This is a genomic window from Dysgonomonas sp. HDW5A, assembly GCF_011299555.1.
Lineage (GTDB): Bacteria > Bacteroidota > Bacteroidia > Bacteroidales > Dysgonomonadaceae > Dysgonomonas_A.
Map to the genome: position 1 here is coordinate 1,106,028 of NZ_CP049857.1, position 25,929 is coordinate 1,131,956.

25 protein-coding genes, 1 pseudogene and 1 riboswitch are annotated in these 25,929 nt (G+C 37.6%); of the genes and pseudogenes, 9 read left to right on the top strand and 17 right to left on the bottom strand.

Translation table 11 applies throughout. The features are described 5' to 3' along the window. Window positions 1-86: 86 nt before the first annotated feature. The 14 genes from G7050_RS04585 to thiM all read right to left on the bottom strand — a co-directional run bounded on the left by G7050_RS04585 (window position 87) and on the right by thiM (window position 16,063). A complete protein-coding gene (locus G7050_RS04585; RefSeq protein ID WP_166111851.1) occupies window positions 87-2,735 on the bottom strand; it encodes a glycoside hydrolase family 2 TIM barrel-domain containing protein in 2,649 nt (882 codons plus the stop codon). Between the two features lie 168 nt (window positions 2,736-2,903). Then, window positions 2,904-3,437, bottom strand: a complete 534-nt coding sequence (locus G7050_RS04590) for a hypothetical protein (protein WP_166111854.1) — start codon at window positions 3,435-3,437, stop codon at window positions 2,904-2,906. A 98-nt stretch (window positions 3,438-3,535) separates the two neighbouring features. Next, on the bottom strand, window positions 3,536-5,185 hold the full coding sequence (locus G7050_RS04595) for a RagB/SusD family nutrient uptake outer membrane protein (RefSeq protein ID WP_166111857.1): 1,650 nt from the start codon (window positions 5,183-5,185) through the stop codon (window positions 3,536-3,538). A 106-nt stretch (window positions 5,186-5,291) separates the two neighbouring features. Continuing rightward, window positions 5,292-8,405 carry a TonB-dependent receptor gene (locus G7050_RS04600; RefSeq protein WP_166111860.1) on the bottom strand — a complete coding sequence of 1,038 codons (3,114 nt, stop codon included), beginning with the start codon at window positions 8,403-8,405 and terminating at the stop codon, window positions 5,292-5,294. A 275-nt stretch (window positions 8,406-8,680) separates the two neighbouring features. Further along, window positions 8,681-9,043 carry a DUF1801 domain-containing protein gene (locus G7050_RS04605; RefSeq protein ID WP_166111863.1) on the bottom strand — a complete coding sequence of 121 codons (363 nt, stop codon included), beginning with the start codon at window positions 9,041-9,043 and terminating at the stop codon, window positions 8,681-8,683. A gap of 15 nt (window positions 9,044-9,058) precedes the next feature. Beyond that, complete coding sequence (locus tag G7050_RS04610) at window positions 9,059-9,514, bottom strand: GyrI-like domain-containing protein (protein ID WP_166111865.1); 456 nt, start codon at window positions 9,512-9,514, stop codon at window positions 9,059-9,061. Window positions 9,515-9,557: 43 nt separating this feature from the next. Further along, a complete protein-coding gene (locus tag G7050_RS04615) occupies window positions 9,558-10,286 on the bottom strand; it encodes a YafY family protein (RefSeq protein WP_166111868.1) in 729 nt (242 codons plus the stop codon). A 16-nt stretch (window positions 10,287-10,302) separates the two neighbouring features. Then, complete coding sequence (locus tag G7050_RS04620) at window positions 10,303-10,824, bottom strand: GNAT family N-acetyltransferase (RefSeq protein WP_166111872.1); 522 nt, start codon at window positions 10,822-10,824, stop codon at window positions 10,303-10,305. A 223-nt stretch (window positions 10,825-11,047) separates the two neighbouring features. Next, entirely contained in the window at window positions 11,048-11,791 is a 744-nt protein-coding gene (gene bla / locus G7050_RS04625) for a subclass B1 metallo-beta-lactamase (RefSeq protein ID WP_166111875.1), read from the bottom strand. A 156-nt stretch (window positions 11,792-11,947) separates the two neighbouring features. After that, window positions 11,948-12,997, bottom strand: a complete 1,050-nt coding sequence (locus G7050_RS04630; RefSeq protein ID WP_166111878.1) for a hypothetical protein — start codon at window positions 12,995-12,997, stop codon at window positions 11,948-11,950. A 139-nt stretch (window positions 12,998-13,136) separates the two neighbouring features. Continuing rightward, complete coding sequence (thiD, locus tag G7050_RS04635; RefSeq protein ID WP_166111881.1) at window positions 13,137-13,949, bottom strand: bifunctional hydroxymethylpyrimidine kinase/phosphomethylpyrimidine kinase; 813 nt, start codon at window positions 13,947-13,949, stop codon at window positions 13,137-13,139. Window positions 13,950-13,977: 28 nt separating this feature from the next. Further along, complete coding sequence (gene tenA, locus G7050_RS04640; RefSeq protein ID WP_166111884.1) at window positions 13,978-14,631, bottom strand: thiaminase II; 654 nt, start codon at window positions 14,629-14,631, stop codon at window positions 13,978-13,980. Beyond that, entirely contained in the window at window positions 14,628-15,269 is a 642-nt protein-coding gene (gene thiE / locus G7050_RS04645; protein ID WP_166111887.1) for a thiamine phosphate synthase, read from the bottom strand. The genes tenA and thiE overlap by 4 nt, the downstream gene beginning before the upstream one ends. Then, complete coding sequence (gene thiM / locus G7050_RS04650) at window positions 15,269-16,063, bottom strand: hydroxyethylthiazole kinase (protein ID WP_166111890.1); 795 nt, start codon at window positions 16,061-16,063, stop codon at window positions 15,269-15,271. Before thiM ends, thiE begins: the two co-directional genes overlap by 1 nt. A gap of 79 nt (window positions 16,064-16,142) precedes the next feature. Continuing rightward, window positions 16,143-16,242: riboswitch (TPP riboswitch) on the bottom strand. Between the two features lie 110 nt (window positions 16,243-16,352). On the opposite strand from thiM, the gene G7050_RS04655 reads away from it, so the two are divergent. The 7 genes and pseudogenes from G7050_RS04655 to G7050_RS17870 all read left to right on the top strand — a co-directional run. After that, the gene (locus tag G7050_RS04655) at window positions 16,353-16,805 is read left to right on the top strand and encodes an aminoacyl-tRNA deacylase (RefSeq protein WP_166111893.1); all 453 of its coding nucleotides are present in this window, start codon (window positions 16,353-16,355) and stop codon (window positions 16,803-16,805) included. A gap of 19 nt (window positions 16,806-16,824) precedes the next feature. Next, on the top strand, window positions 16,825-17,259 hold the full coding sequence (locus G7050_RS04660; RefSeq protein WP_166111896.1) for a GNAT family N-acetyltransferase: 435 nt from the start codon (window positions 16,825-16,827) through the stop codon (window positions 17,257-17,259). Between the two features lie 149 nt (window positions 17,260-17,408). Further along, window positions 17,409-17,966, top strand: coding sequence for a sigma-70 family RNA polymerase sigma factor (locus G7050_RS04665; RefSeq protein ID WP_166111899.1), 558 nt, complete (start codon window positions 17,409-17,411; stop codon window positions 17,964-17,966). A gap of 10 nt (window positions 17,967-17,976) precedes the next feature. Beyond that, complete coding sequence (locus tag G7050_RS04670; RefSeq protein ID WP_166111902.1) at window positions 17,977-18,252, top strand: hypothetical protein; 276 nt, start codon at window positions 17,977-17,979, stop codon at window positions 18,250-18,252. Between the two features lie 79 nt (window positions 18,253-18,331). Continuing rightward, on the top strand, window positions 18,332-18,769 hold the full coding sequence (locus G7050_RS04675; RefSeq protein ID WP_166111905.1) for a DUF417 family protein: 438 nt from the start codon (window positions 18,332-18,334) through the stop codon (window positions 18,767-18,769). 6 nt (window positions 18,770-18,775) lie between these two features. Next, window positions 18,776-19,867: a peptide-methionine (R)-S-oxide reductase MsrB gene (gene msrB / locus G7050_RS04680; protein ID WP_166111908.1), complete on the top strand. Its 1,092-nt coding sequence runs from the start codon at window positions 18,776-18,778 to the stop codon at window positions 19,865-19,867. Between the two features lie 471 nt (window positions 19,868-20,338). Further along, window positions 20,339-20,578: pseudogene (locus G7050_RS17870) on the top strand (VOC family protein); the annotation flags it as partial. A 127-nt stretch (window positions 20,579-20,705) separates the two neighbouring features. Here the strand turns inward: G7050_RS17870 and G7050_RS04690 are convergent. The 3 genes from G7050_RS04690 to G7050_RS04700 all read right to left on the bottom strand — a co-directional run bounded on the left by G7050_RS04690 (window position 20,706) and on the right by G7050_RS04700 (window position 23,438). Next, window positions 20,706-21,923, bottom strand: a complete 1,218-nt coding sequence (locus G7050_RS04690; RefSeq protein ID WP_166111911.1) for a hexokinase — start codon at window positions 21,921-21,923, stop codon at window positions 20,706-20,708. A gap of 940 nt (window positions 21,924-22,863) precedes the next feature. After that, complete coding sequence (locus G7050_RS04695) at window positions 22,864-23,235, bottom strand: nuclear transport factor 2 family protein (protein WP_166111914.1); 372 nt, start codon at window positions 23,233-23,235, stop codon at window positions 22,864-22,866. Then, window positions 23,232-23,438 carry a 4-oxalocrotonate tautomerase family protein gene (locus tag G7050_RS04700; protein WP_166111917.1) on the bottom strand — a complete coding sequence of 69 codons (207 nt, stop codon included), beginning with the start codon at window positions 23,436-23,438 and terminating at the stop codon, window positions 23,232-23,234. The genes G7050_RS04695 and G7050_RS04700 overlap by 4 nt, the downstream gene beginning before the upstream one ends. Before the next feature lie 390 nt (window positions 23,439-23,828). Between G7050_RS04700 and G7050_RS04705 the strand changes: the two genes are divergently transcribed. Next, complete coding sequence (locus tag G7050_RS04705; RefSeq protein WP_166111920.1) at window positions 23,829-24,659, top strand: AraC family transcriptional regulator; 831 nt, start codon at window positions 23,829-23,831, stop codon at window positions 24,657-24,659. A 285-nt stretch (window positions 24,660-24,944) separates the two neighbouring features. After that, on the top strand, window positions 24,945-25,862 hold the full coding sequence (locus tag G7050_RS04710; protein ID WP_166111923.1) for a hypothetical protein: 918 nt from the start codon (window positions 24,945-24,947) through the stop codon (window positions 25,860-25,862). The last annotated feature ends 67 nt before the right edge of the window (window positions 25,863-25,929 follow it).

Sequence of the window (25,929 nt, forward strand, 5' to 3'; positions counted from 1 at the left end):
AGTAACACTGAAAAATAATAGAACTCTATATCGGGTGGAGTAGAACTCCACCCCTACAAAAGGTGTCCTCAAATACTTTCGACTACTTATAATTTTCTAACTTTTAATGCATTTATAAATGATTTTCCTGAAAGAGAGATTAATTTGATTTCGATATAATTTTGTTCGGACACTTCTACAATGAATCGTTTTTTATCTACTCCGTAAAATCCGACATTTCTTGCAGGATTTACTTTTGATTCTACCACTTTTCCGTTAATAACAATATCGAATACATTCTCATTACTGACTGCCTTCTGAGAGTTTTCGCTCAGATCATAAGCTACTTTTTCTTTAGGGAGGAATATATCCGAAAAAGATAATTCTACTTCATATCTTCCTGCGGGAACATCAAAACGGTATTGGTCGGGAGATTCCCGCAAACTTTGATACAGAGGATTATCTGCCGTGCCCATTATTTGTGCTACAGTTTCAGCTGTTTTCCCTCCGATAAATCCCCAGCTTCCGGGTTTATATTCTTTATCGGGAACCCAAGTAAGATTGCTCTCCGAAGATGTGAAAAATGAAGTACTACCTGCATTTATGGCAAGTTCAAGTTTTTCCAGATTCTGATTATTCAAGACTTCGGGTACCGAGTTAAACGAGATGGTTAATCCTGTTTCGATTGGCTTTCCTTCAAACACACCTTTGGCTGTAAAAAAATGTTCTCCGTCTGTAAATGGAACATTCCATGTAGCCGTGCGATTGTGACACTTCTTGATTCCGAGTGATTTTCCATTTTGGAATAACTCGACCTCATCCATATTCGAATATACTTTCACGGGTTGCATACAAGGCTCTCCCGTACGAGTAATACCTGTTCTGTTTTGCCAGTCGTGAGAAGCAATATGAATAACAGGAATATCTTTTCTATAAAAAGACTTGAACAAAAAGTACACATCTTTAGGAGTCCTATCCGAATATACAAGCCCTTTATTATTGATTCGAGGCATAGATTCGTCACGTGCTGCCGACCCAAAATCTATAAAATTCCAATAAGTAGCACCGCTTATATATTTTTCTTTCTCGATCACGGGAAGATAATGTTCGATATATTCCTGCTGATATTCGATACTGAAATCGAATCGCTGAGGGGTCAGAGAATGAATACGCTTGTCAGAGCCTGCACCGTATTCGCTTACAATTTTAGGATTATCGGGATGCTTTGACTGCTGATCTCTTAAGAATTTCTCGAATCCTGTAAAATCATCAGAGTACCAACCTTGATACAGGTTCCATCCTACAACATCCACAATATCATTAAATCCCGCTTTATTATACGAATCACTTCCGTGAAAAGCCATTGTACTCGGGCGATACAGGTCTTCTTCTTTCAATACTTTTTCGAGATGATTAGCCAAAACCAAAGCTCGATCAGTAGGAGCTTTCAATGCATCTCCCTGATATTTACGTTGTGTCATCAGCAATATTTCGTTCATATATCCCCACATAATAACCGAAGTATGGTTGTAATGCTGGCGAATCATTTCCCGAAGCATGTTTTCGCAGTTTGCGGTAAAATCTTTATCCTCTGGCACGATATCAATAACGGGAATTTCTTCCCATGTCAACAGCCCTAATTTATCGCACTGTTCCAATATGGCATCATCTTGCGGATAATGAGAAATGCGGATAAAATTCACACCCATATCTTTTATCATCTGCATGTCACGTCGGTGTATCTCGTCACTCAAAGCATTGCCTATCGGCTGTTGATCCTGATGACGGCATACTCCGTTTAGTTTATACGGTTTTCCATTCAGGAAAAAGCCTTCTTTTCCATCGAACTTGTACCAACGAAATCCTGTATTGTTATTGACTTTGTCTAATACCTGCTTTGTTTTAGGATCATAAACGGATGTTTCAATAGCATATAAATTCGGATGCTCAGGCGACCAAAGCTGCGGATTATCAATTTTCCCTGTATAAGAAAACGAGCTTTTTGAATTAGGTTGAATAGTGATTGTATTCTTATCCGTTTTGATAATTTTGCCTTGTGGGTCTTTTAGGGTATAAGTTACTTCTATCTTTTTCGATAGTGATCCATCATTCTTTACATTGCCACGTATGATATAAGAAGCTGCCGACTGCGAAACGTCTTTGGTATCAATATATACTCCGTTCGAACCAAAATCGGACAGGTCGAAATGTTGTTTTGGTGTAGTAATCAACCACACGTCCCGATAGATTCCGCCGAAGATTGTAAAATCGCCGGAAACGGGAGGTACATCTGTCAATGAATTATCGACTTTAACGGCTATCTGATTATCTTTGCCAATCAAACAATAGGGCGTAATATCGAATGTAAACGATGTGTAGCCTCCTTTATGCTCTCCTACAAAATTGCCGTTGACATACACCGAAGCGACTGTATTTGCAGCTTCGAAACGGATAAAAACCTGCTTATCTTTATATTGATCCGATATGTATAAGTTTTTACGATACCACCCTATGCCTCGGTAATATTGCTTATCAACATAAGCATCACTATTCCAAGTATGAGGTATAGATACATGCTCCCATTGTTTATCATTGAATTCCGCATCAGATGCCTGAGGTATATCTTGTTTAATAAACCGCCATCCGTCATTTATGGTTTTCAGCTCTCGTTGAGCACTAAGCGTTGATGGGAACGATACTAAATAAATTAAAAGTGTGATGACCACAATGAATGGTGTCTTGCAAGTTTTTTTCATCCGATAGTTTTTAAGAGTTAAGGTCTCAGACCCTTTACGTAAAAATAAGAGAAAAAGAGACAGAATACAAATCATACGAATTAGCTTGTAATTCTGCCTCTCTCAAACTCAGCTATAAAAAATCCATTAAGAAAAAAACACGCCTAAGGTCGCAGACCTTTTTATTACTTACTTCTTAATATTAACCGTCACTTTATAGTTTTGAGTGAACGATCTTACTTCATAATCGTTCGTTATACTATTAGTAATATTTGTATACGAAATCTCCTGCTTCGGATCGAAGGTCAATACATTGAGTGAACCGACCGAAGCATTGAGAGCTTTTACATATACATTTTTCACTCCTTTTATAGCCTGCGGCCAATTTATTGAGAATGCTCCGCTTGTATCGGGTTGCAGGACATTGCCTGCTTCGTCAACAATCTGATAGTCTGTGCCACGCACCAAAGTTCCTCCGACATAATAGTATGTAACCACATTGTAAGAGCGGACACGCTCACTATGAAACTGTATGGCGATAGTTGCTGTCTCTCCTTGTTTTATATTAAATACAACATCATTTTTGAGTTTGCCCCAATCCAGGAAGCCTACATAATAGATATGTTCCATAGCCGGATCTCCATTGCCCCATTCATCATCGCTACAAGCGGTGAATGTATAACAGGCAGCAATTGCCATTAGTATTAATATTATCTTTTTCATATTTCTTTTTAAGTAACGCTAAATATTTATTGTTATACTTTACAACATAACTGTCTCTCGCTATTATGCTTACCAAAGCAACAAATAGGTATGAGACCTTACCAGTTAGGATTTTGAGTAATATTTCCTTTCGAAAGAGCTACTTCATTCAATGGAATCGGATACAAGTAATCCCTATCAGCATCAAACCTCCGATCATCAGCCAGTTCGATCACATACATATCGGCTTCGTCATACACCTGTTTCCCTTTCAGTTTTCCCGTAGAATCAGTTAAACGGGCTTCTAAGTCTTTACGTAATTTACTTGTTTCGGAATCTACAAATTTTGCACCTATGAGATAGGTAGGTAATACTTTCTCGGCTATTTTCCAACGCATGATATCATCATATCGAAAACCTTCGTCAATAAACTCAACTGTCCGTTCACGGCGAATTTCATCCAACATATTAAGACCGTTAGCGGTAGTGAAGTCATTGGTCAGTTTCACATTAAACCCGACTCTGCTTCGTAATTTATTCACGGTTTTATCCAACTGATCATTTGTTATCGAACCATTGTATTCATATAAAGCCTCTGCATAGGAGATCAGTATTTCAGCATAACGAATCAGCATTTTATCTACTGTCTCCCGTCCTACCGTAATCCATTCATCCATCATAAAACCTTTCTTTATCGAATAACCATATCCATGCTGATTAGAAAAGGGTATGTATGCCCCTTTGAAAGCGTCTTCTCCCAGACTGAAAACAGTCATTTTGAGACGAGGGTCTCTATTAGTCAAAGCATCATCGAAACTTTTTTCGGGAGTTACTTTAAGTGGTGATTTTTCACGAGGCAGCCCATCGTTATAAAGGAATAAATCGACCATCTGACGAGTTATCGAAACGCTGTTTTCCATTGCTCTGGCATTACCATGAACTGTGGTTCCTGCTCCATTGGGACCGTATACTTTCACAAATACATTCTCCAGATTCTTCGGACCTTCGCCGTCAAATGTGAATAGCTTCTCGAAATTAGGATAAAGGTCATGCCCTTCTTTCATCAATAACTCTGCTGCATCTATCGATTTCTTCAGATGCGCTTTATAATCATTGCCCAGATTATGATACTTAACAAAAGTCCCTTCATATAATCCGATTCGAACAATCATACCTAATGCCGACGAATGGGTAACACGTCCCCAGTCTTTCTCCGGTAATTTGGCTCTTGTAGGTAACCATTCGGCAGCAAACTCAAGGTCTTTATAGCATTGCTGAATAACCTGCTCACGTGAGGTTCGCCCCGAATACATAATGGGGTCATTGGGATCATCAAATGACTTTAACACTAAAGGGATATCGCCATACAGTTTCACGAGCATAAAATTATGATAGGCTCTAAAGAAATAGGCTTCGGCCATCCACCTATTCAGAACGGATTCTTCGATAGCTGCTCTTGGAGCTTTGTCGAGAATATTATTAGCTGTGAAAATACGGGTATAAGGTTTATTCCAGTTATCATCGGAGGTAGACGGTACTGTACGGCTTCCTGCCGACACATTATCAGCAGCCGTTCTCACTAATTCATCGCCACGTGTATCGTGCGAAAAGCCTTGCAGCTCGTCATACAATCGGTTACATGCAGCACGCACATCGGTCTCAGTCTTCCAGAATGCTGCATCTGTAAAATTCGTTTCCGGAAGTTTATCTAAATCGCACCCTGAGAGGCATAGAGCCCAAGCGATCAGTAAAAAATATATTTTTCTCATAATGTATATCGCAATTTAAGGTCGCAGACCTATTTATTACTTTAGCAAGTATAAATACCACTCATCGTTATAATTAACTCAGGTTATACCGAATACTTGCTGTTACTTAGAATGTAATATTCAGCCCCATACTCCAGGTTCGGAAGAATGGGTAATAACTGGCACTTGCATTGTTCCCTACCTCGGGGTCAAATACCGACAACAAGTCGCTATGCTCCCAAATATCATCTCCCGATATATATACTCTTACTCTATCGGCTATTTTTTTCTTAATCGGGATATTATAACCCACCTGCACATTCTTCAAACGTATATAGGCTGCATTTTGTACCCACTTATCCGAAGGGTAGTAGTTGAATGTATTGGCATTATACAAACGTGGCCAATATGCATCCTGATTATCTTCCGTCCAATAATTACGGTGTATTGTCCATGGCATATTTGCGGTAGATTGGAACGGGGCTATCGTATTGGTATCTATAAGCAGCTTACGCTTGGCTACTCCTTGCCATAACATCGAAAAATCGAAGTTGTTCCATTGCAATGCTATATTAAGGCCATAGAGATAGCGTCCGTTAGAGTCTCCCAAGTAAATAAGGTCTCCCGGATCTTCGGGTGTACCACCTCCGGCTCCAATAATATGGTTTGGCTCACCTTGCGCCAGATATTTTACATCTCCTCCGCTTACATTGGCATCATTAAATGACTGAAAACCGGGATTTGCTTTTTTAAATGCAAGGTATTCCTCTCGGCTCGACCAGAAACCATCGGTTTCGTATCCCCAAAGCGTATTCAATGGGAAGCCTTCCAAAAACTGCTTTGATCCGGGGGCAATCGTATTGGTTCCGTTTAGCTGCACCAGCCTGTTCTGGCTATCAGACAGATTAAATCCTAGCTGATAATTTACATCTCCCACTTTATCTCTCCAATTAAGTTGGAACTCCCATCCCCATGTTTTCAATCTTCCTATATTACCATAAGGTGCTTTTACTCCGGCCAGATTAGGCAGATTGTATTCTATCAACATATCGTTGTTAAACTTCCAGTAGTAATCTCCGGTAAAGCTTAAGCGGCTCGATAGTATATCCAAATCAAATCCAATATTGGTTGTCTCAACCACTTCCCATGTTTTGTCTTTGGCCGCAAGCCTGTCCTGATAGTAGTATTTATCGCCCATGAGTGTACCATCGTTAAGAATAGGCAGGTAATCATAAAACCCAATAATTCCGCCGATACCCAATTGTCCCCACGATGCACGTACTTTAAGATTATCGATCTGGGGAATATCGAACCAGCTTTCCTGATTCATACGCCACCCGAATGAAAATGAGGGAAAGGCTTTCCAACGGTTACCGGGAGCTAAACGAGAACTTCCGTCATACCGAATATTCGCTTCAAACAGATACTTATCTGCATAGTTATAGTTTATACGTCCGAAGTAAGACATCATACTCCATGTCTCCACCAAATCGCTTAAGCTTGTATTTGTAGCTAACGAGGCATCGTAAGCGTTAAAAGAGAAGAAATCGTTCGAGTTAAGATTCCGTGCAATTCCTTTCATTTCATCCTTTCGGTAGTCTTCGTACGAAGTACCCAGTAAGAGATTAAACGAATGCTTATTCAAACTGAAATCATAGTAGGCTAAAGCATCAAAGTTATTGTGATAGTCGTAGTTCTTGGTCTTCTCTAAAGAATTAGGGTTGTTTGCCTGAAAACGGATAGTAGTACCCAATCTGTCATACCAGATAAGTGTACGCCTTGCGACCTCACTATTATAATAAGCAGCTTGACGAGATGCACTCAACTGGAATCTAAGTCCGCGAACAAAGTTATGTATAGTCAGTTCCCCCCGACCCATATAGGCCTCGTAACGAGTTTCGTTATATCCACCGTTTCTCATTAAGTCAATTGCATTTACCTGCAAATCGCCATTATACGGATTGGTTTTAAAGTTGATATCTTCCTGAGGGTTATAAATCGGTTGACGTCCTCTCACCCGATACAAACGCTCTAATATATTTGTCGCACCATATGGGTTGGTTTCGGTGAACTGCCCGTTATAACTTGTATTTATGCCTAAACTCATGTACTTATTCAATTCAGAGTTTAACTTAACACGCAGATTATAACGTTCATTTTTGTCGGGTCCGTATTTTAGAATACCACTTTTAGTAAAGAAGCCTGCCGAAATCAGATAATTAAGTTCTTTGGTTCCTCCGGCAATAGATACGCCATGGTTCTGTTGAGTAGTATGATCGTTTGTACCTTCGGCAATCCAATTGGTGGCTTCGAACAGATCCCAGCGACCATTGGTATTATTAGGACGATAGTTAAAGTTAGGATTTCCCACCCACGACGATTGTTCTTCGTTCCACTCGGGAGTTCCTCCGGCATTTATACGCGATTCGTTTATAAATTTTTGCTCTTCCCATGCAGGTAGACGTTTTGGCATGAGACCCGGAGTGTTGATCGCATAATATCCATTATATGATATTTTGACTTTTCCTTCTCCTCCTGACTTTGTGGTGATTAGAATGACTCCTGCCGCCGCACGTGCTCCATAAATAGAACTGGCTGCAGCATCTTTCAAGACGGAAACGCTGGCTATATCATTCGGATTTAAGAGATTCATATCCCCTTCAACACCATCAATTAAGACCAAAGCCTTGGTATCGTTGGCTGACGAAAAACCACGGATACGTACTCCCGAGGTTTCCTTTCCGGGTTGTCCACTACTTCGTAAAACGGCAACACCCGGCATTTCGCCTTGCATAGCCGACAGTACATCCGACGACGATTTATAGGCAATGGTAGAACCGTCTATGGCTGCAACCGACCCGGTAAGATTTACTTTCTTTTGTGTACCATACCCAACAACTACTACATCCTCTAACATTTTAGAGTCTTCTTTCATTGTCACATTAATCTGGTTTTTATTGGCTACCACTTCAACCGGTACATACCCCAGAAATGTAAAAACCAATGTTGCTCCGTTTTTTGTATTAATGGTGTAGTTTCCATCTATATCCGTCAATGTACCATTGGTTGTTCCTTTCTCGTGTACAGTGAGTCCGATCAGGGGCTCTTTCATAGTATCATCTATTACCCGTCCGTGTACAGTGATTGTACTCTGAGCATAGAGATTTACATCAAATAGCAGTAGCAGCAGAAAAACAAGGGTATAGCTTTTCCTCCATCTGCTTAACAGATTTTTTTCCATGAATATTAGATTTTGATTATTGCTAACTTTTGCTGAGATGGCCAACTCTCATTGCAACAAAAGTAAAATCAAGGGCATATGCATAATTGGAGGAGTGGTCAAATAGTGGATTCAGCACAAACGAGAACCATCATAACAGAATGATAATAAATGAAATACAAAAACTATTATTGTATAAAAAAGTGGATTACATATAAAGTTTGCAGCTTGTAGAAAGAGGTCAAAATGAACTAAATATGATAAGATCGACTTTCGCATTCATAAAAAAGATTCGCCTACTTAGCAGGCGAATCTTTATGTAATGAGAGTGAATCTTTTAGAATTGTATCTATTGCTTCCAAATCAATATCTTTGGTTTGATCAACTAATAAGATCTTCATCTTTACTCTGTTTTCTCTGAGTAATTGAGGATGATCGAGTAGTCCGCCATTTTCAATACCAATATAGGGCTGCTTGTATTTTTTGTGTATCCAAAAATAGCAAAACGGCTTCTTCTTATAGTAGTAGAAAGGCAATTGATACTTCCATGCTTCGGTTATATTCTCATCGAAACTGAGAATATGCTCTCGGAGGAACTGCAGGCAACTGTTAGTATCCTCATCATGTTCTAAAAAAAATTCATCGATAGGTCGAAGCATAAATTACTATATCATTTATTTAATAGAAACGAAAATACCAATCTCGGCATTATCCATTTCGCATGACTTTTCGGGATAAATTTCGAAATCAGCCAGATAAGCTCTGTCCAGATCCGACTTCCATATTTCAGTCCATTTGTTAAATACAATGTCATCCGATAGTTTTCCTTTGGCAGTGAACTCCTCGTAATTGGATGTTTCGATAGTCAAACCGATAAGCCCCTCGGGAATATTATCCAGACTACTTACTTTATAACCAACAATGGTTGTGTAAGGTTGCATAAAATCGCCTTCATATTCGGTATATATCCCATAGAGATCAGTGCTCGCTTTATTGGGTATTTTAGATTCAATATCTTCCGATACAAATCGATCCCAAAGCTGAGGAATGTCTTTTGCTGCCTGACCTCCTTCGTTGGTTGTTCTTACTGAGATACCGATAACATAGAATTTTTCGATTGTTGTTTTCATTTTTCTTTCAATTTTTATGATTTACTGCAAAGAAAGCCTATCGTTATGACAACCCTGTGTCAAGGGTAGCCAGATATTTTACTTTGCACTCCTCAAAATAATCCTGAAAAGTAAAATTATATGATTCGAACTTTTCCGATAGCACTTTCAACTCCTGTATTCGATCGAGGCGAAATGCTCGTTTTTCGTTTCTTAACCGGCAATGTGCTATCAGTATCCAATTTTCCTGTGTGCTGTATAAAGCCAGTGGTTCGATTATCCTTTCCGTGTCTTCACTGATTTCGGAAGTATAAGAAATATCTATTAATTGAAAATTAGTAATTGCCAATTGTAGTAAAGATAAATAATCGCTCGTAGTTTTGCCTTCCGAATTATTACGAATTTGAATACGATCCGATAGCAACTCGGCTTTGCTCTTGGTATTATGTTTTAATACCGCTTTTATTTTCGTGATCGCCTCCGTGTAATTCTTTACAAACGATTGGTCTTTGTTTGTTTTTACTATCTGTTCTGCTGTAATCAATGCATTCGCTTCACTCTCGCTAAACATTACAGGGGGTATGGCATACCCTTGCATGAGAGAGTAGCCTTTACCCTCTTCGGTAAGAATGGGAACTCCTGCTTCTTCCAAAGCTTTGATATCCCGATAAACGGTACGCGTACTTATCCCAAACTTATCTGCAATGAATTTAGCCGTGATAATCTGACGCGATTGCAACAATATCAGTATGGCGGTTAAGCGCGATAGTCGGGAAGTATCTTGATGAATCATTTCTAATTATTAAAATTTACACTACTGGAAAATAGCTGTATAAGGGATGAACCAACCCTGTGGGTTCATAAAATTCAGTAGTAAAAGCCTTGAATCCCAGCTTTGCTAATAACTTAGCAGAAGATTCATTTTGAGGATGATGCCCTGAGAAAATATTCTGAGCCTTCGATACTTCTAAAGCATAGTTAACGCTGAATCGGGCAGCTTCCGACGCATATCCTTTATTCCAAAAGGCAGGCAGTAATTGAAACCCGAGTTCGTAAATATCTGTTTCGTCGTGATAAGGCTTCAAACCACAACACCCTATAAACTCTGAGGTTTCGAGATTGTAAAGTTTCCAGTACTGAACACCATACAATGCTTGATTTTGTATTTCTCGTGTCAATCTTTCGGCTATCTGCTCAGGGGTGTATGTCCCTGTAGCAGAAAGTAACCTCATCACATCGGGGTGACTCCACAGAGAAGTTGCCACCTCAGTGTCACTTTTGTTCCATACGGAAAAACCCAGTCGTTCGGTCTTAAAAATATACTGATCCATAAAGACTTACTTATCGAATTATTCTTTTTTACGAGCCTAAAAAAGTGACAACAATTACATATTATCTAATAATATCTGTAAACTATGTCACCACTCATTTTCAACACCTTACACTATAAAAGGTTACAAAGGTAACAAAAGTGACACTTTTTTCGATGTCTTTTATTATCTCTTTATATTTTAGGAGCTAATCCGGTGTTGTAGTAAAGATAAATAAACAGCACTACTTTTCTAACAATTTCAAAGTATGTTCTATCAAATCAGTTCCACCCATATTCCCATGCCCGGGAATGACTGTTTTGACTTTAGGAAACCTTTTTGCTATTTTCGTTATTGTTATTGGCCACGCTTTAATATCTGCATCTGCAATATTTCCTAAACTTTTGGAATTTATATCTTTGAGAACATCTCCTGCGAATAGAATATCTTCAGTAGGTAACCATACTTCAATAACATCTATTGTATGGGCTCCCCCGAAATAATAACATTCTACAGGAATATTTTGAAAATTAATCGAAAGAGAATCTGTAAAGCTATACTGAGGCACGGATAAGTTTTTCTCCTTAGCAATATTAATAGTGGCTTGACTGGCATAAGATTTTACATCTTGGCTGTGCAAATATCCTAATCCTCCCATACAGTCTTCGTGCCAATGAGTGGGAATAATTGCTGTTATTGTCGCATTCAGAGAATCATTTATCCAAGAGGTTAATTCTTCTGTTTGCTTATCATCCCAAGGTGTGTCAATCATCAAAGCTTTTCCATCTTTAACCAATAATAATCCATTAGCTCCGACCTTACCCCAAGATTTTGTTTGCACGTATGATGTATGCAGATATACATTTTCTGATAACTTAATGAGATCAATTTCATCAGAGACTCTTATGGTATCATGCTTACCTTGCCCTAAAATAGGGAGAGCCAGAAATTGTAGTATTACGATAACTTTTAAAATTCTTGCTTTCATCTACTTTTTGTAATAAATCACTCCGGCTCCCTATACTCTACGATTTTACCCCTCACAAATGTGCCAAGTAATATCCCGAAACAAGACCGAATTGTTACATGAATCGATTTGGCGAGTAAAGCCGCTATTTAGAAAAGACATTAATTCCTTAAAACATTACTCACTCAGATATTTTTCGTATGCCTTTACCAAGGCTTCTTTTTTAGCAGGATCTTTTACAAATTCATAGATGGGTATCAGACCATTATTATTTCTAAAAGCTACCAATGTGAGATTATCATCGGTAATAGTATTCCATCCATCAAATATGATTCTTTCTCCCTGAAAGTTGGTAATATCCACCATCCAAGTATTAGGATTGGGTAGTGTACCATCAACGACTTCTACATAGAGATTCTCCTTTAATGGAGCATCACTTGTGGGTGCACTTCCCCATATCGTAGGCCCGTGCGAAAAATATCGGGGTATATTGTATAAAAACCATGAATAGCTATTAGAGTGCTTGTCTTCAGCATAACGATACAGGTAATCCATTCTTTCCCCGACCTTTATACTACTCAAAATATGTGTTCCGTAAATCTTTATGATTTCTTCGGGCGATTTTGTTTCAAGATCGGCTTTAAACCCATCATTCAAATAGCGTGACTGGAACTGCTCCTTCCTATAGCTCGAATAGAAGAAATATAAATGATAAACTACATGTACCTGAGAAATACCCAGATAATTATAGGATAAGTCGGGAAATGACGAATCACTTTTGAAAGGGGAATCGAATTTCTCTTTAAACAGGTTCTTATATTTAGAGATTTCATTACTGCTGAATCCTGCACTTTCCCCCAGAGTTTCGATACATTCTTGTCGAGTTCCACCAATAGACCATTCGGGTCCGCTCGAAGTACTTTTGAAAAAGGACACACCATCCCCATCTTTGTTATATGCTTCTAAATCCAGAACCTTATTTCGAACTGCCGAAGGGTGAGCATATTTACCCGTAACATCGTATCCATATCCCAGCATAAAATAGGCATCATCCATACCCTTATTATTCCACTTAACGAGGCTCGACGAAGAAAGATCTTTACCTGTTTTATACGGATTTTGTTTTTCACCTCCACCATTCGGATCCGGGTCTGGATCGGGGTCATTATCGGAACATGAGGCACATGCAAAAACGAAGATAAGCAGGATAGATAATAAATTTTTCATACTATTACTTTAATGTCAATATTCAAAAATACGCAATAGATCTGACAAACATTCAAAGTAAAACTGAAATTTGGTTAAAGCCTGCCTAATTTCCACATCACTGATAACACTTCTATATCATTCTTAAGTATTTAAATCCTTACTCCCAAAAGCCGAAGAAATGATGCACCGGACCATGCCCTTTTCCAATCTCGTATTCGGCTCCTATCTCAATTGCTTTAGTCATATACTCTTTGGCTTTCGTTACAGCATCATTCAATGGTAATCCATGAGCTAAAAAGGCAGCAACAGCAGACGAAAACGTACAGCCTGTACCATGCGTATTGCGGGTTTGAATGCGTTTCGATTTCAGCTCTATTACCTCATCGGTTTCAGCATTATAAAATACATCGACTAATTCATCTTCGGTCAAATGCCCTGCCTTCAGCAAAACCGAGACCGACCGATTGAAAGACAAATCTTTTACGACCAAAGGTAAATCGTGCTGACTTGTAATTTTTTGTCCGATCAAAATTTCCGCTTCGGGAATATTGGGTGTTATCACCCGAACATAGGGTATCAATTCGTTTTTAAGAGTCTCTATAGCTTCATCTTGCAACAGCTTATCACCCGAAGTTGCTACCATTACAGGATCCAGAACTATATTATTTACATTGTATTTAGAGAGAGTTTCTCTTACTGCCCGAATCAAGTCCGAGGAATGAAGCATACCTATCTTGATAGCATCGGCTCCGATATCATCCAATACAGATTTTATTTGTCCTGAAACAAATGATACGGGTATCGGGTGTACGTCAGTCACTCCAACCGTATTTTCATCTACTACTGCCGTAATAACTGTCATTCCATAGCACCCACATGCCGAGAAAGTTTTCAAATCAGCTTGAATACCTGCACCACCACTAGGATCACTACCGGCAATAGTTAGCGCACGTTTATATTGTTTCTTCATTTGTTTATCTTATACCAATTAAATGAATTTATATTTGCCACTGTTCTTGTTTGTAAGCACTATCCCAAAACATCCATTCCATTTTGGAACACATTATAAATGCTTCTGTCATAGCCGAACGCTGATCCGGTGTACAAGTTTCGGCTATTTCGTCACATATCGAAATTGCAGTTTTAACCGATTCTGTAAAGCCTTCGCCACCATAAGTATCTATCCAGCTTTGGTATGGATTATTTTCTTTGGTTTGATTAGCAAGAATATAGTCTCCTATCTCTTTATATATCCAAAAACATGGAAGTACTGCTGCCAAAGCAACTTCAATGGGAGAATTTGCTAATTGTTTCATCAGGTAAGAAGTATAAAGAAGACAGCTAGATGAAGCACTCACTTTTATTTTCTTATCTAATGCGCCTAGAAAGGATTCATGCAATGCTTTTTCGACCTCAACACTCTCTCCCGCAAAATGAATAAAGGCTTCAATATGATCGGGCTTGCTTAGCTTTGATGCTATAGCAGTCAGTACTTTACCATAATCGGCAAGATAAAGTGCATCCTGCCGGATATAAAATATAAATTTATTGTTATCCAATGTGCCATCCATCAGTTCTTTTATAAATGGCAGTTCTTTTATTTTCGTGTAGACAGGCTCAATAGCCTTCCATGCTTCATCACTCCACTTCATATATTTATCTTTGATTTTTGAATTATATTCATCAGTTGAAAAGCCGCTTGTTTCGGATCGCTTGCCGACATAATTGCCGACACCACCGAAATACCGTCAGCCCCGGCTTCGATAATATCTGCTGCATTTGCCTGATTGATTCCTCCGATACCGACAGCCGGATGCCTGCTTATCTTCACGATTTCCCGTATCCCCTCCAAGCCAAGAGCCGGAGCTGTATCGGTTTTGGTTGGCGTGCCGAATACAGGAGAGATGCCGATATAGTCAACATCGAGTTCGTTTGCATCCACAGCATCCTGCAAACATTCGACAGATAAGCCGATAATTTTATCTTTCCCCAGTAATTTTCGGGCAATATCATAAGGCATATCACTTTGTCCGATATGTAGACCTTCGGCATCACAAGCAAGTGCAATATCCAGACGATCATTGATAATCAATGGAATACTATAGGGATGTAAACATTCTTTTAAGAGCATCGCTTGTTGATAAAACTCTAAAGTAGAGCAGTCTTTCTCTCTCAATTGTACCATTGTTACGCCTCCTTCTACAGCCTGTGCCACGACAGACTCTAATGAGCGTCCTAAAGAAAGCGATCGGTCGGTAACCAGATAAAGACTTAAGTCAAATGATTTCATTACAGTCTTATTTTATTTCTAAGCATACTTCCGTTCATATTGAATAGTTCGTCTAAAAAATGAACCTGCATACTGCCATTTCCTTGCGATTGGGCTGCAGCCATTTCTCCGGAGATACCCATTACAGCCATGCCGTGAGTTGCAGCCTGAAGCATGTCCGTATTAATAGCAGCAAATGCGGCAACAATGGCTGTGGCAGTACACCCCATTCCTGTTACACGAGCCATTAATGTACTTCCGTTGGATACTGTTTCTGTTGTTTTTCCGTCGGTTATATAATCCGTTTGCCCACTTATAACAACTACCGCACCTGTTTCGCCGGCCAATACTTTAGCAGAATCCAATGCCAAATCGGATGAATTGGTACTGTCTACCCCTTTGGTTTTCACATTATTGTTTACCAAAGCCATAATCTCCGAAGCATTCCCTCTGATTATCGAAGGCTTGCATTCTTCCAATATTTGCTGGCACACTTTTCTACGATATGAGGTAGCCCCTGCACCCACCGGATCGAAGATGACAGGTATTTTCTTTTCTTGGGCAGTTTTTCCGGCAATAAGCATCGCTTTGACCCACTCGGCATCTAATGTTCCGATATTGAGAACAAGAGCAGAAGCGATACCGGTCATTTCAGCCACTTCATCTACCGAATGCGCCATTACCGGAGATGCTCCGATAGATAAAAGAGCATTTGCAGTATTATTCATTACTACATAGTTGGTAATGTTATGAATAAGAGGTGATTTTTCTCTGACCAGACTTAAATCCCGTTCTAAATGTTGGATATTTATCATAAATTTTAGAATCTAAATAAAAAAAGCCGCTTCGTACAATACGAAACGGCTTTATAAATAATATATCGATGATGATTATTCAAAAAGTCTACCGTTTCCCTACGATGTCAATTACAACATATCAGGTTCAAGGGTTTAATCTCAGCTCTTTCTTCGAAAGAACACCCCCAACAGTGATGGCTACAAACTTATAAAAAATATCCGAACTGAGTAGATTTATATCCGAAATATAAATTCATTTAATAAATTGCACTTTTTTTGTAACGGTATAAAACAAACCTGAAAATATATGCTGACTTTAGATGAATTGGCGGAATTACTCATCAACTCGGAATGTGATTATGAAATAATCGAACATGACAAACCAATACTCAAAACCGATGATGCCAATGAGTATTTTGACAGCAGTAAAGCCGCTCCCGTTTTTATTGTTAAAACAGAAAAAGGATTTTATGCCCTCGTTGCAAGCAATCAATATAATCGTTTTGATTTTAAAAAGCTTGCACTAGATTCAGGCTTTTCTAAGATCAAACTGGCTGATAAATCAGACGTATTGAAAGTTACAGGATATGAGGTCGGGACAGTTCCTTTAATCGGACACAATCTACCTTGCCTCTTCGACAGTAAATTGTTAGACTTCACCTATATCTATGGAGGTACGGGCGACAAATATCACACCCTTAAAATAGCCCCGCAAGACATTCTCAGATTAAATAAGAATGTGTTGGAAATCGAGATATAATAAATCAGGTCTTAACATCATGGGAAATATCATAATAAGAAAGGCAGAGCAGGCAGATTTGGATGCGGTTTATGGGTTAGTTTGCGAATTAGAACAAACGGCATTGGATAAAGGTGCTTTTACGCACATTTATAACAGACAAATTTTCGATTGCCACCATTTGCTCATAGTAGCTGAATTGAATCAGCTGGTAATTGGATTTTTATCTCTCCAAGTAAAGGAGCACCTTCATCATGCAGGGAAAATAGCAGAAATAATAGAGTTAATCATTCATGAGCCATCTCGTAGCCTGAGAATCGGAGATACACTTTTTCAGGCGGCTAAAAAGTTTGCTAAAGAGAATGATTGTTCACAACTCGAACTTTGCACAAATGTCCGGCGATTGAGAGCACATCAGTTTTATGAAAGAAAAGGCATGAATAAGTCCCACCATTGCTTTACAATATCTCTGTAAAAGAAGTTAGAGAAACCAAATTAATATTGATACGAAATGGATAGAATGAAAAAACTTATTAATACCTAAACCAGGAAAGATATTTCGACACAACTAATTTTCAAAAAAATTAGAAGCTTGCTCCCAATAATATCCAAAGACATAACAGGATGGAAAGAGACAAAAAGATAAAAGACATTCAAACCTGGATAGAGATCTACAGTTTACCGTTGCTCAACAGAGCTGTCTATCTGGTGTCTGATGAACAAGATGCTAAAGACTTGGTACAAGATGTTTTCTTAGCAGCATTGGAATCGTATGATAGCTTTAAAGAAGAAAGTAACCCAAAAACATGGTTGATGGCTATCTTGAATAATAAGGTTGCCGACTTTTACCGAAAAAAATATCGAACTACCGGGCAGATTCGTTTAGACTATTTTTTTGACGAATCAGGAGCTTGGAGGCGAGATGATGTACTAAATGGGTGGGTCGATAAAGAAACCTCATTGTTAAATGATGACGAGTTTAATGGTACGTTGGAAAATTGCTTGGATAGTTTACCTTTAAAATGGAGAATACCTATAAAATTATATTATTTAGAAGAAAAAAAAACAGATATGGTTTGTCAGGAAACGGGGATTTCAACTACTAATTTATGGAAAATTCTCCAACGTGGTAGATTGCAATTGAGAGAGTGTTTAGAAATAAACTGGTTTAATACACTTTAATTTTTGTATTATGTTTCGTAAAATAATTCATTGGTTAATTATGCCATGCTCTAAAGCTACCCAAGAAATTGAAAAGCAAGAAGGCGGATATAAAATGTCTTTGTTACAAAGACTGAGACTAAAAGCCCATCTGGCTATCTGTAAATGGTGCTCTGCATATAGGAAAAAGGTTGTTTATTTAGATAAAAAATTAAGTACAATCATTCGAAAAGAACAAAATACACTTTTAAAAGATATTGATATACAAAATTTTAAAGATAATATAAAAGAAAAAATCAAAAAATGAATCTCTTTTTGTCAGGATTTAAAAGAAACTGCGACTATGTATTAAAATAATCCGAATTTTAATATAAAAAATTACAGCAATGAAATTAAATCGCACAAAAGACTATTCTCAAACAGGGTATTATATTTCTTTGTTTGGCTCCGTAGTTATACTACTATGGATTGGCATATTCAAGTTTACTGCGACAGAAGCAAACGCAATAAAGCCACTGATTGAAAATCATCCTCTTTCATTTTGGATGTACAATGTTTTTAGTGTAAAAACAGTTTCTAACATTGTCGGTACTACCGAACTCTTTGTAGCTGCACTACTTCTTTTGACTTTAAAATTCAATAAATTGAAGGCATTTGCAGGCATTGGTCTATGTATCATTTTCTTAATGACACTCAGTTATTTATTCACAACTCCCGGTATTTGGAGAGTTGTAGATGGAGTCCCTATTACAGATTTCTTTATACTGAAAGACATCATGTATTTAGGATTTGGAGTCACACTTGTTCTATCATTAAAAAAGTAATTAGTTATGAAAAAAATATTGATTATTGGGGGACTAGTTTTTACGAGTATTCTGCTCGTTAGCTTTAGCTGTACAGCTAAAGTGGATAGTAGTACAAAAAATAAAAACGAAAATATTATGAATGGTAAAGGGAATGAAATATATTTTGCGGGTGGATGCTTTTGGGGAACAGAACATTTTTTTAAGCAAGTAAGAGGAGTCACGTCAACTACAGTCGGTTATGCAAACGGAAGAACAGAAAATCCAAGTTATAAAAATGTAGTTACAGGAGAAACAGGCTTTGCTGAAACAGTAAAAATAACATATGACCCTCTAGTTGTAGACTTAGGTTTATTGATCGATTTGTATTTTAAGACAATTGATCCTACCAGCCTGAATAAGCAAGGCAATGACAGAGGTACTCAATATAGAACAGGAATCTATTATACCGACAAAGAAGATGAAGATCTGATAAAGGAAAAAATTGATAAATTGGGAAAGCAAAACGAGAAAAAAATAGTAGTAGAAGTAAAACCTCTACAAAATTTTTATGATGCAGAATCTTACCATCAAGACTATTTGGATAAAAATCCGGGGGGCTATTGCCATATCCCATCACAATTATTTGATGTAGCCCGTAAAGCAAATATAGAGGCAAAAAATATTTATGTAAAAAAAGATAAAGCTGAGTTAAAGAAAGAATTAACAGCATTGCAATATGAGGTTACGCAAAACAATGCGACAGAAAGACCTTTTAGCAATGAGTATAACGATGAGTTCAGAGAAGGTATATATGTTGATGTAACAACAGGAGAACCCTTATTTGCATCATCTGATAAGTTTGAGTCGGGATGCGGTTGGCCTAGTTTTTCTAAGCCTATCAGCTCTACACTAATAGAAGAGCGGTATGATAATTCTTTAAGAATGGTTCGTACGGAAGTAAGAAGTAAAACAGGAGACGCACATCTGGGGCACGTTTTTAATGATGGTCCCAAGGATAAAGGTGGTTTGAGATATTGTATCAACAGTGCTTCTCTAAAATTTATTCCTCTGGATGAAATGAAAGCCAAAGGCTATGAAAAATACATTCATCTGGTAGATAAGAAAAAAACTCATTAAAAAACAACGACTTATCTTATTATAAAAAAATGAAAACTACAAGCTTTTAGACTTGTAGTTTTCTATTTGGACATAGATTTTTGGGCTTCTTCAAGGAAAACCTTCGCTTCTCCTTTACTAAAACAGTGACTATCTTGTTGATATGTAACCCTAAAGATTTACTTTCATTTGGTCTCGAATAAGTAATATAGCTAATAAAAAATACTTTTTATTTTCGATTAATATTGATAACTTATCATTTGCTGATACTAAACTTGAGATTAATAACAAAAAATATAATAAGACTAGCGAATATTCTTGCATTTCATAAATGAATAAAATAATACAATTATGAAACCAAATATCACGAAAATCAATATCGTTATCGATTGTGCCGATGCCGGAGCAGTGGCTAATTTTTATCATAAACTGCTCGTATGGGAATGGACTCACCTTCAAGCTAACTGATGGGCGGCAGTTGCATCACCGACAGGTTCAGTTATCGCTTTTCAGGAAGTGGAAGGATATGAGCCTCTTGTCTGGCCTTGGCAGAAAGGTAAACAAGGTCAGATGTTTCATCTCGATTTTTATGTAGATAATCTGGAAGAGGCAGTACAATATGCGATTGAATGTGGTGCTAAAATTACAGATACTCAATACTTCTGGACTTCGAGAACCATGTTTGATATGTCTAGGCATCCGTTCTGTCTCGATAAGGATGTGCCGAAATAATCTTTAGAGTCTGTTTAAGATTTATAAAAAACAACATATCGAGTCTAATTTGGTACAATCACTTTTAGTACAGACAAAAAAATAGCACTAATCAGATTAGTGCTAAAATCGAAATAACTATATAAGATTACGATAATGCCGCAATAGCCGAACCTATTAAGTTAGCATTCTTAATACCGGCAATATACACTTCTACGTAACCTAAATCCATTTCATCCAATAGATCTCTCAGCACTTTCGCAACTATTGTATGGAAGTCATTCTCGTTTACACGTTCCATCACGCTCCAAAAAAGGCTTCCTTCGGCAACTACACGTATAGTTTTGATAGAAGGATCGTGCATCACCTGAACAGCAATTAAGCCTGCCAGAGAAGCGGCAACCAATTTGGCCGAACGTTCGTATATCCATCGAGCAACGGATACATGGCTCTTACGTTTGGGCGTAGAGCTGTTAATCAAATCGGTCAGGCTCTTTCCGTCAAACGATTCGTCATAGTCATCATTCGGATAAACGGCTCTGAACACCTTACCCAAATACATACCGGATACTGCCTTCTCGAAACGTTGTGAGCCGGGAACTTCACCTTCGCCTCGGTCTACAATACTGTCGTACTCGGTGAGATACGAAGGGAAAAAGTTACCCGATTCAAGATTAACAGGAATCATATTCTGGCTATCAGGTTTGTTGAGCTTGGCTACTTTATTTTCACGAGCCAGGAATGCCATATTTGTACCCGTACCCACTATAAGTCCTATATAAGCGTCACACTTATCTTTACGTGAAAGTCCAGCCAACAGACTAGCTACCGTATCGTTGATTACCTTTATGCTTTTAAACTGAACGTTGTTACGATCGTTTAAATAATCCAATAAGTCTTTGCCGATAGGTTTGCCTACCATCTTGTCTATATTTACACCTTTAGTCCAACGCAATAGTGTAGCGTCTCCATCGGTTTCGCATTTGGCAGGATACGAGAAACAATATCCGATAGCAGAATCATCTGGTAGTTCAATCTTGTTGATCAGGTTTGCTTGCTCGGCAAACAATTGTTCTTTGGTATAACCGGGGGTTTTCATCACCGAAAGGTCTTTTTCCCAACCGCTTTTAGGAGTTATGATAGTTTCGCCCCCTTGTATTTCGACTTTAGCAGTACGATAATTAGTTCCTCCCAAATCTAAAACGACAGATTTACCCTCTACTCCTTCTTTAGGTGGATATACGTAGGTAGGCAGACAGAGAATTTCGGTATTGTCGGTCTGTAATCCTTTTTCTACCTTATCTTTCAAATCTAAAGCAATTTCTTTCAATTGCGCTGTACTAAGTTCAAAAACATTTGTTTCCATAGAGTAAAAGTCTGTTTAAATTTTGTAGAGGAAAAATAATACAAGGTTTTTGTATTTAATCAGCAGGTCATTTCTTTAAAGTGGCTATACTAAAGAGAAATGTATCCTTCAGATTTAACGAAAACCCAGTTACAATATATAGAAAAAGTTTTGTTACCGCAAGCACACAAGTGAAAACATGATTTGACAGCAACATAGAACAGTTTATTTTATTGGTTAAGAACAAGTTGCGAGTGGAGTATTATCTAAAGATTAGCAGTGCAACTCGGTTATTAGCTGATATAAATATAGAAAAGAAAAAGTCGCTATATAATAGCGACTTAGTTGTACATTATAGGTAATACCTATTAATATTAATTAGTTATCATTTGCAACGACACAACAAATACAACTTATATAATATCACTGCTTTAAATTTATGACGGTACAAGCTGATTTATAAGTTCCGTTTGCATTTTATTCTGTATCGGAAAGTTACGTATTTTTCACCAATTCTCTAAATTTTCATTGATTAGATGAAATATTATGTGGGAAGTGATGAATATATTATCCAATATTTCAGCTATCAACAAATATTCAGATTTTAATTTTTATTGGGTAGTACTACTCAATAAAAACTACCCAATTAACTACCCTGAATCGAAATTGTTTTCTAACTGTGTTGAATGTCATATATACCACCATATAGGATAACACCAAAGATTATCGACCTCGTTTCTAAGATAAGCGAAGCGGTGGGTAGCTTTTATGCTCGAGAGGAACTGCGACTACATCGTAAGTATAGCTTCTCCATAAACTTTGCTTGCAACAGCATCCCTCAGACCGGTCTCTTTGGTATTACCATTAATAATATAGTTATCCGGTTCATATATTATTTTTTGTAAATAAGAAAAAGCATCTTTATCCAATTCAATCGCCGTATAGGTATTCGGTTTCTTTTTTATAGTATATGAGTGAAAAGTTTATTTACAATAAGCCATTGGCCATCGACTTTCGACAATGATAGCAAATCGTAATAATTGAAACCCAGCATCGGTACATGAAGTTTTGCAACCGCATTATTTCCCAGTATTTCGATGCTGATGATCTCCATCTTGAAATTCTCGTTGTTTTCTTTAGGGCTTTTCCTATTGTTAACAATTTCCAAATATTCATCAACGTGCTTAAAGTAGGCTTCGTTTGCAATATCTCCAAAAAGCAAAGCGTTTGGATGAAATATACTTTTTAATTTCGAAACATCGCCTTCAAAGATTCCTTTAAAATAATTGTCTATTACAGCAATTATTTTTTGATTTTCTATACTATACTTCATATTTTGCCTTTCTTTCTTAGTTCTGCGACTTGTTCTCCTGCAACACCCCAATCTTCAGTACTGATCTCCTGAATGATGACGTGGGTTAAATGCGCTTCCTTATTGAGCACATCTTGCAAGAGTTGAGTGACTCCTTTTATTAACTGTTGTTTTTGTTCTTTTGTAACCCCATCGCGTGTTACCTGAATATTTACAATTGGCATAATCATTTACTGTTTAATGTGAGTAATAAATATAAAGAATAAATTTGGTAAAACCTTACTTCTGTTTTTGCATTATACAGAAGACAGCGTGCATCAGCCATGTTGGTATTGAAATATTTACATCAATTGCCCGCTGTAAAAACTCAGGAGTCTTTGTCAACTCCGGTATCTTGTATGATAATATGTGCTCCTCTTTGGGATAACAGTTTTGCCTATTCGAGACCTAAGCCTCTGGCTGCTTCAGTAGTCAAGGCAAGCTGATTGTCTACGCTTCCAAATTCTTTTAATATAATTGCTTTCATCTTCTTAAAATAAATTATCTGACAAATATATACTAATAAACGCCCGGTTTTCTTGTATATATATTCGTTATTTATGTACATTTACATCATGATAAAAGATAAACTGCATGAACCGTTCGAAGTTCTATTCAAGAAAGTAGATGAATGCCCGATAGATGGACAAACCTTTAGCTTTTTTCGGCTTGTATATATTGTTTCGGGCAATGGGAAGCAACGAGTAAACAATAACCAATCGAATTATAAAGCCGGAAGCCTATTTCTACTTACTCCCGATGATTACCATACATTCGATGTAGAATCGACTACCGAATTCCTACTTATCAGTTTTAATAATATCTATATCCAGGATAACGGGCTTGATTCAACTTGCAAACAACGCATGGAATTTATACTACAAAATGCAAATCACAATCCCGGATGTATTTTATATAATAAGTCTGATAAGTTATTGGTAAAAACTATTGCTGAGTCGATTATCCGGGAATATGTTAACCGTGACTTGTATAGCAAGGATTTAGTACAACAGTTAATAAATACGTTGATTGTAATTGTTGCCAGAAATATAGCAGCATATCTTCCCGAAAAGATTAGTGAAAATACAGATGAGAAAGCGTTCGATATCCTTCAATATATCCAGACGCATATAGCCTCTCCTTCAAAAATCAGAATGAATGAGATAAGCAGGCATTTTGGAATTTCAGAGTCGTATGTAGGGCGTTATTTTAAGAAACATACCAATGAGACTATGCAACAGTATGTAACCAATTACCGAACTAAGATGATCGAAAATCGTTTGTTGCATAGTGATATGCGGATTACGGAGATTGCTTTTGAGTTGGGTTTTACAGACGAGAGCCATTTATCTAAGTTCTTTAAAAAGCAAAAGGGTATGGCTCCAAGTGAGTTCAGAAAAAAATGAGATTAGTAGATAGCACCTTTTCTACTCTTAAAGCTGTCACTTCATTTTTTGCTTTTTGTACCAATCTTAGCTTTTTACTTGACCTTCGGTTTTCCGAGCCTATATCCCAAAGAAGCTTCTTATACAAGAATTTTATACATTCAGTGCTCGAATGTTGTATAAGGAATTGACCAATCCCAGTATTTGGGTATAAAAGAAGTTGTCAATAAATTTTATTTTATATTTTTGCCTTCTAGTATGTTGTACAACATAAGTGAAATCTTTACTTACTTAAAAATTATTTACATGCAAAAATTATTGATCCTATTTGTGTTAATCGCCATTATGAGCAGCTGTTCCGGTGGTGATCCCTTATTCAAAATAGACAATCCTACGTCTAAAACGATTAAAATGGAAGTGGATGGAAGCCCTGTGGATATTACTCCCGGAAACTTTGTCGAAATTACGCTCAAAGGCGGCGAACACACATTCAAACTAATAGAAGGTACGGCTGCCGATGGAAAAAGTGTAGTCGTATATGTCTACCCTGAGAGTGAGGGGGGAATTATCAATCCTACTCTGAGTGATTATGTTACGGTACAGGCTTTATATGTTAAAGATGAAGCAAGTGTGAAAAACTTTGGAGTATCGAATAAAAAAATCATCGTAGACGCAAAAGAGTATATCGGTCCGTTTAAATTGTATAATGGCTTCGCGATTGGAAAAGGTATGGGCAGGTCTCTTTGGAAATACGACATCAATGAAGATCTACCCGATGTGGATAAGATATATGATGCAGGAAACGGAGGAAATTTTCAGACCAAAATATTTAGAGGAACCGATTTTGTCAACTTCTACAAGCAAGAGTTTGTACCTTACGATGGGCAACCTCGAGAGCTCACAGAAGAAGAGTTTGCTTTAATAGAGAAACCTCAGTTAGTTGCAGTCAACAGGCTTGATAGTATAGATTTAGAACGATTTAACGAACACCCTCAACTAAAAGAGGCTGCCGGAGCCTACTTGGAGGTTATTAAGAAGCGGGAAGCATCGCATTCTCAAAGCGAACGTCAAGACCTTCACAAAGAGAGCGTTCAACTTATTTCGAAAATAACGCAATATATCAACAGTTCTCTTCCCAAGAATCTTCACGAAGCTTATAACGATCTGATAAATTCGACCTCTTATAACGAAGAGATGGGAGTCAGGGTTAAAGACGTTTTCTGATATTGTGCCACAAGGAGTGTACAGCACACTCCTTGCCCCATATAAAAGATTAAAAGCATCCTCAAAA

Coding starts and splice junctions, on each gene's coding strand:
- G7050_RS04585 (WP_166111851.1), bottom strand. CDS start 2,735: ATGAAAAAAACTTGCAAGACACCATTCATTGTGGTCATCACACTTTTA.
- G7050_RS04590 (WP_166111854.1), bottom strand. CDS start 3,437: ATGAAAAAGATAATATTAATACTAATGGCAATTGCTGCCTGTTATACA.
- G7050_RS04595 (WP_166111857.1), bottom strand. CDS start 5,185: ATGAGAAAAATATATTTTTTACTGATCGCTTGGGCTCTATGCCTCTCA.
- G7050_RS04600 (WP_166111860.1), bottom strand. CDS start 8,405: ATGGAAAAAAATCTGTTAAGCAGATGGAGGAAAAGCTATACCCTTGTT.
- G7050_RS04605 (WP_166111863.1), bottom strand. CDS start 9,043: ATGCTTCGACCTATCGATGAATTTTTTTTAGAACATGATGAGGATACT.
- G7050_RS04610 (WP_166111865.1), bottom strand. CDS start 9,514: ATGAAAACAACAATCGAAAAATTCTATGTTATCGGTATCTCAGTAAGA.
- G7050_RS04615 (WP_166111868.1), bottom strand. CDS start 10,286: ATGATTCATCAAGATACTTCCCGACTATCGCGCTTAACCGCCATACTG.
- G7050_RS04620 (WP_166111872.1), bottom strand. CDS start 10,824: ATGGATCAGTATATTTTTAAGACCGAACGACTGGGTTTTTCCGTATGG.
- bla (WP_166111875.1), bottom strand. CDS start 11,791: ATGAAAGCAAGAATTTTAAAAGTTATCGTAATACTACAATTTCTGGCT.
- G7050_RS04630 (WP_166111878.1), bottom strand. CDS start 12,997: ATGAAAAATTTATTATCTATCCTGCTTATCTTCGTTTTTGCATGTGCC.
- thiD (WP_166111881.1), bottom strand. CDS start 13,949: ATGAAGAAACAATATAAACGTGCGCTAACTATTGCCGGTAGTGATCCT.
- tenA (WP_166111884.1), bottom strand. CDS start 14,631: ATGAAGTGGAGTGATGAAGCATGGAAGGCTATTGAGCCTGTCTACACG.
- thiE (WP_166111887.1), bottom strand. CDS start 15,269: ATGAAATCATTTGACTTAAGTCTTTATCTGGTTACCGACCGATCGCTT.
- thiM (WP_166111890.1), bottom strand. CDS start 16,063: ATGATAAATATCCAACATTTAGAACGGGATTTAAGTCTGGTCAGAGAA.
- G7050_RS04655 (WP_166111893.1), top strand. CDS start 16,353: ATGCTGACTTTAGATGAATTGGCGGAATTACTCATCAACTCGGAATGT.
- G7050_RS04660 (WP_166111896.1), top strand. CDS start 16,825: ATGGGAAATATCATAATAAGAAAGGCAGAGCAGGCAGATTTGGATGCG.
- G7050_RS04665 (WP_166111899.1), top strand. CDS start 17,409: ATGGAAAGAGACAAAAAGATAAAAGACATTCAAACCTGGATAGAGATC.
- G7050_RS04670 (WP_166111902.1), top strand. CDS start 17,977: ATGTTTCGTAAAATAATTCATTGGTTAATTATGCCATGCTCTAAAGCT.
- G7050_RS04675 (WP_166111905.1), top strand. CDS start 18,332: ATGAAATTAAATCGCACAAAAGACTATTCTCAAACAGGGTATTATATT.
- msrB (WP_166111908.1), top strand. CDS start 18,776: ATGAAAAAAATATTGATTATTGGGGGACTAGTTTTTACGAGTATTCTG.
- G7050_RS04690 (WP_166111911.1), bottom strand. CDS start 21,923: ATGGAAACAAATGTTTTTGAACTTAGTACAGCGCAATTGAAAGAAATT.
- G7050_RS04695 (WP_166111914.1), bottom strand. CDS start 23,235: ATGAAGTATAGTATAGAAAATCAAAAAATAATTGCTGTAATAGACAAT.
- G7050_RS04700 (WP_166111917.1), bottom strand. CDS start 23,438: ATGCCAATTGTAAATATTCAGGTAACACGCGATGGGGTTACAAAAGAA.
- G7050_RS04705 (WP_166111920.1), top strand. CDS start 23,829: ATGATAAAAGATAAACTGCATGAACCGTTCGAAGTTCTATTCAAGAAA.
- G7050_RS04710 (WP_166111923.1), top strand. CDS start 24,945: ATGCAAAAATTATTGATCCTATTTGTGTTAATCGCCATTATGAGCAGC.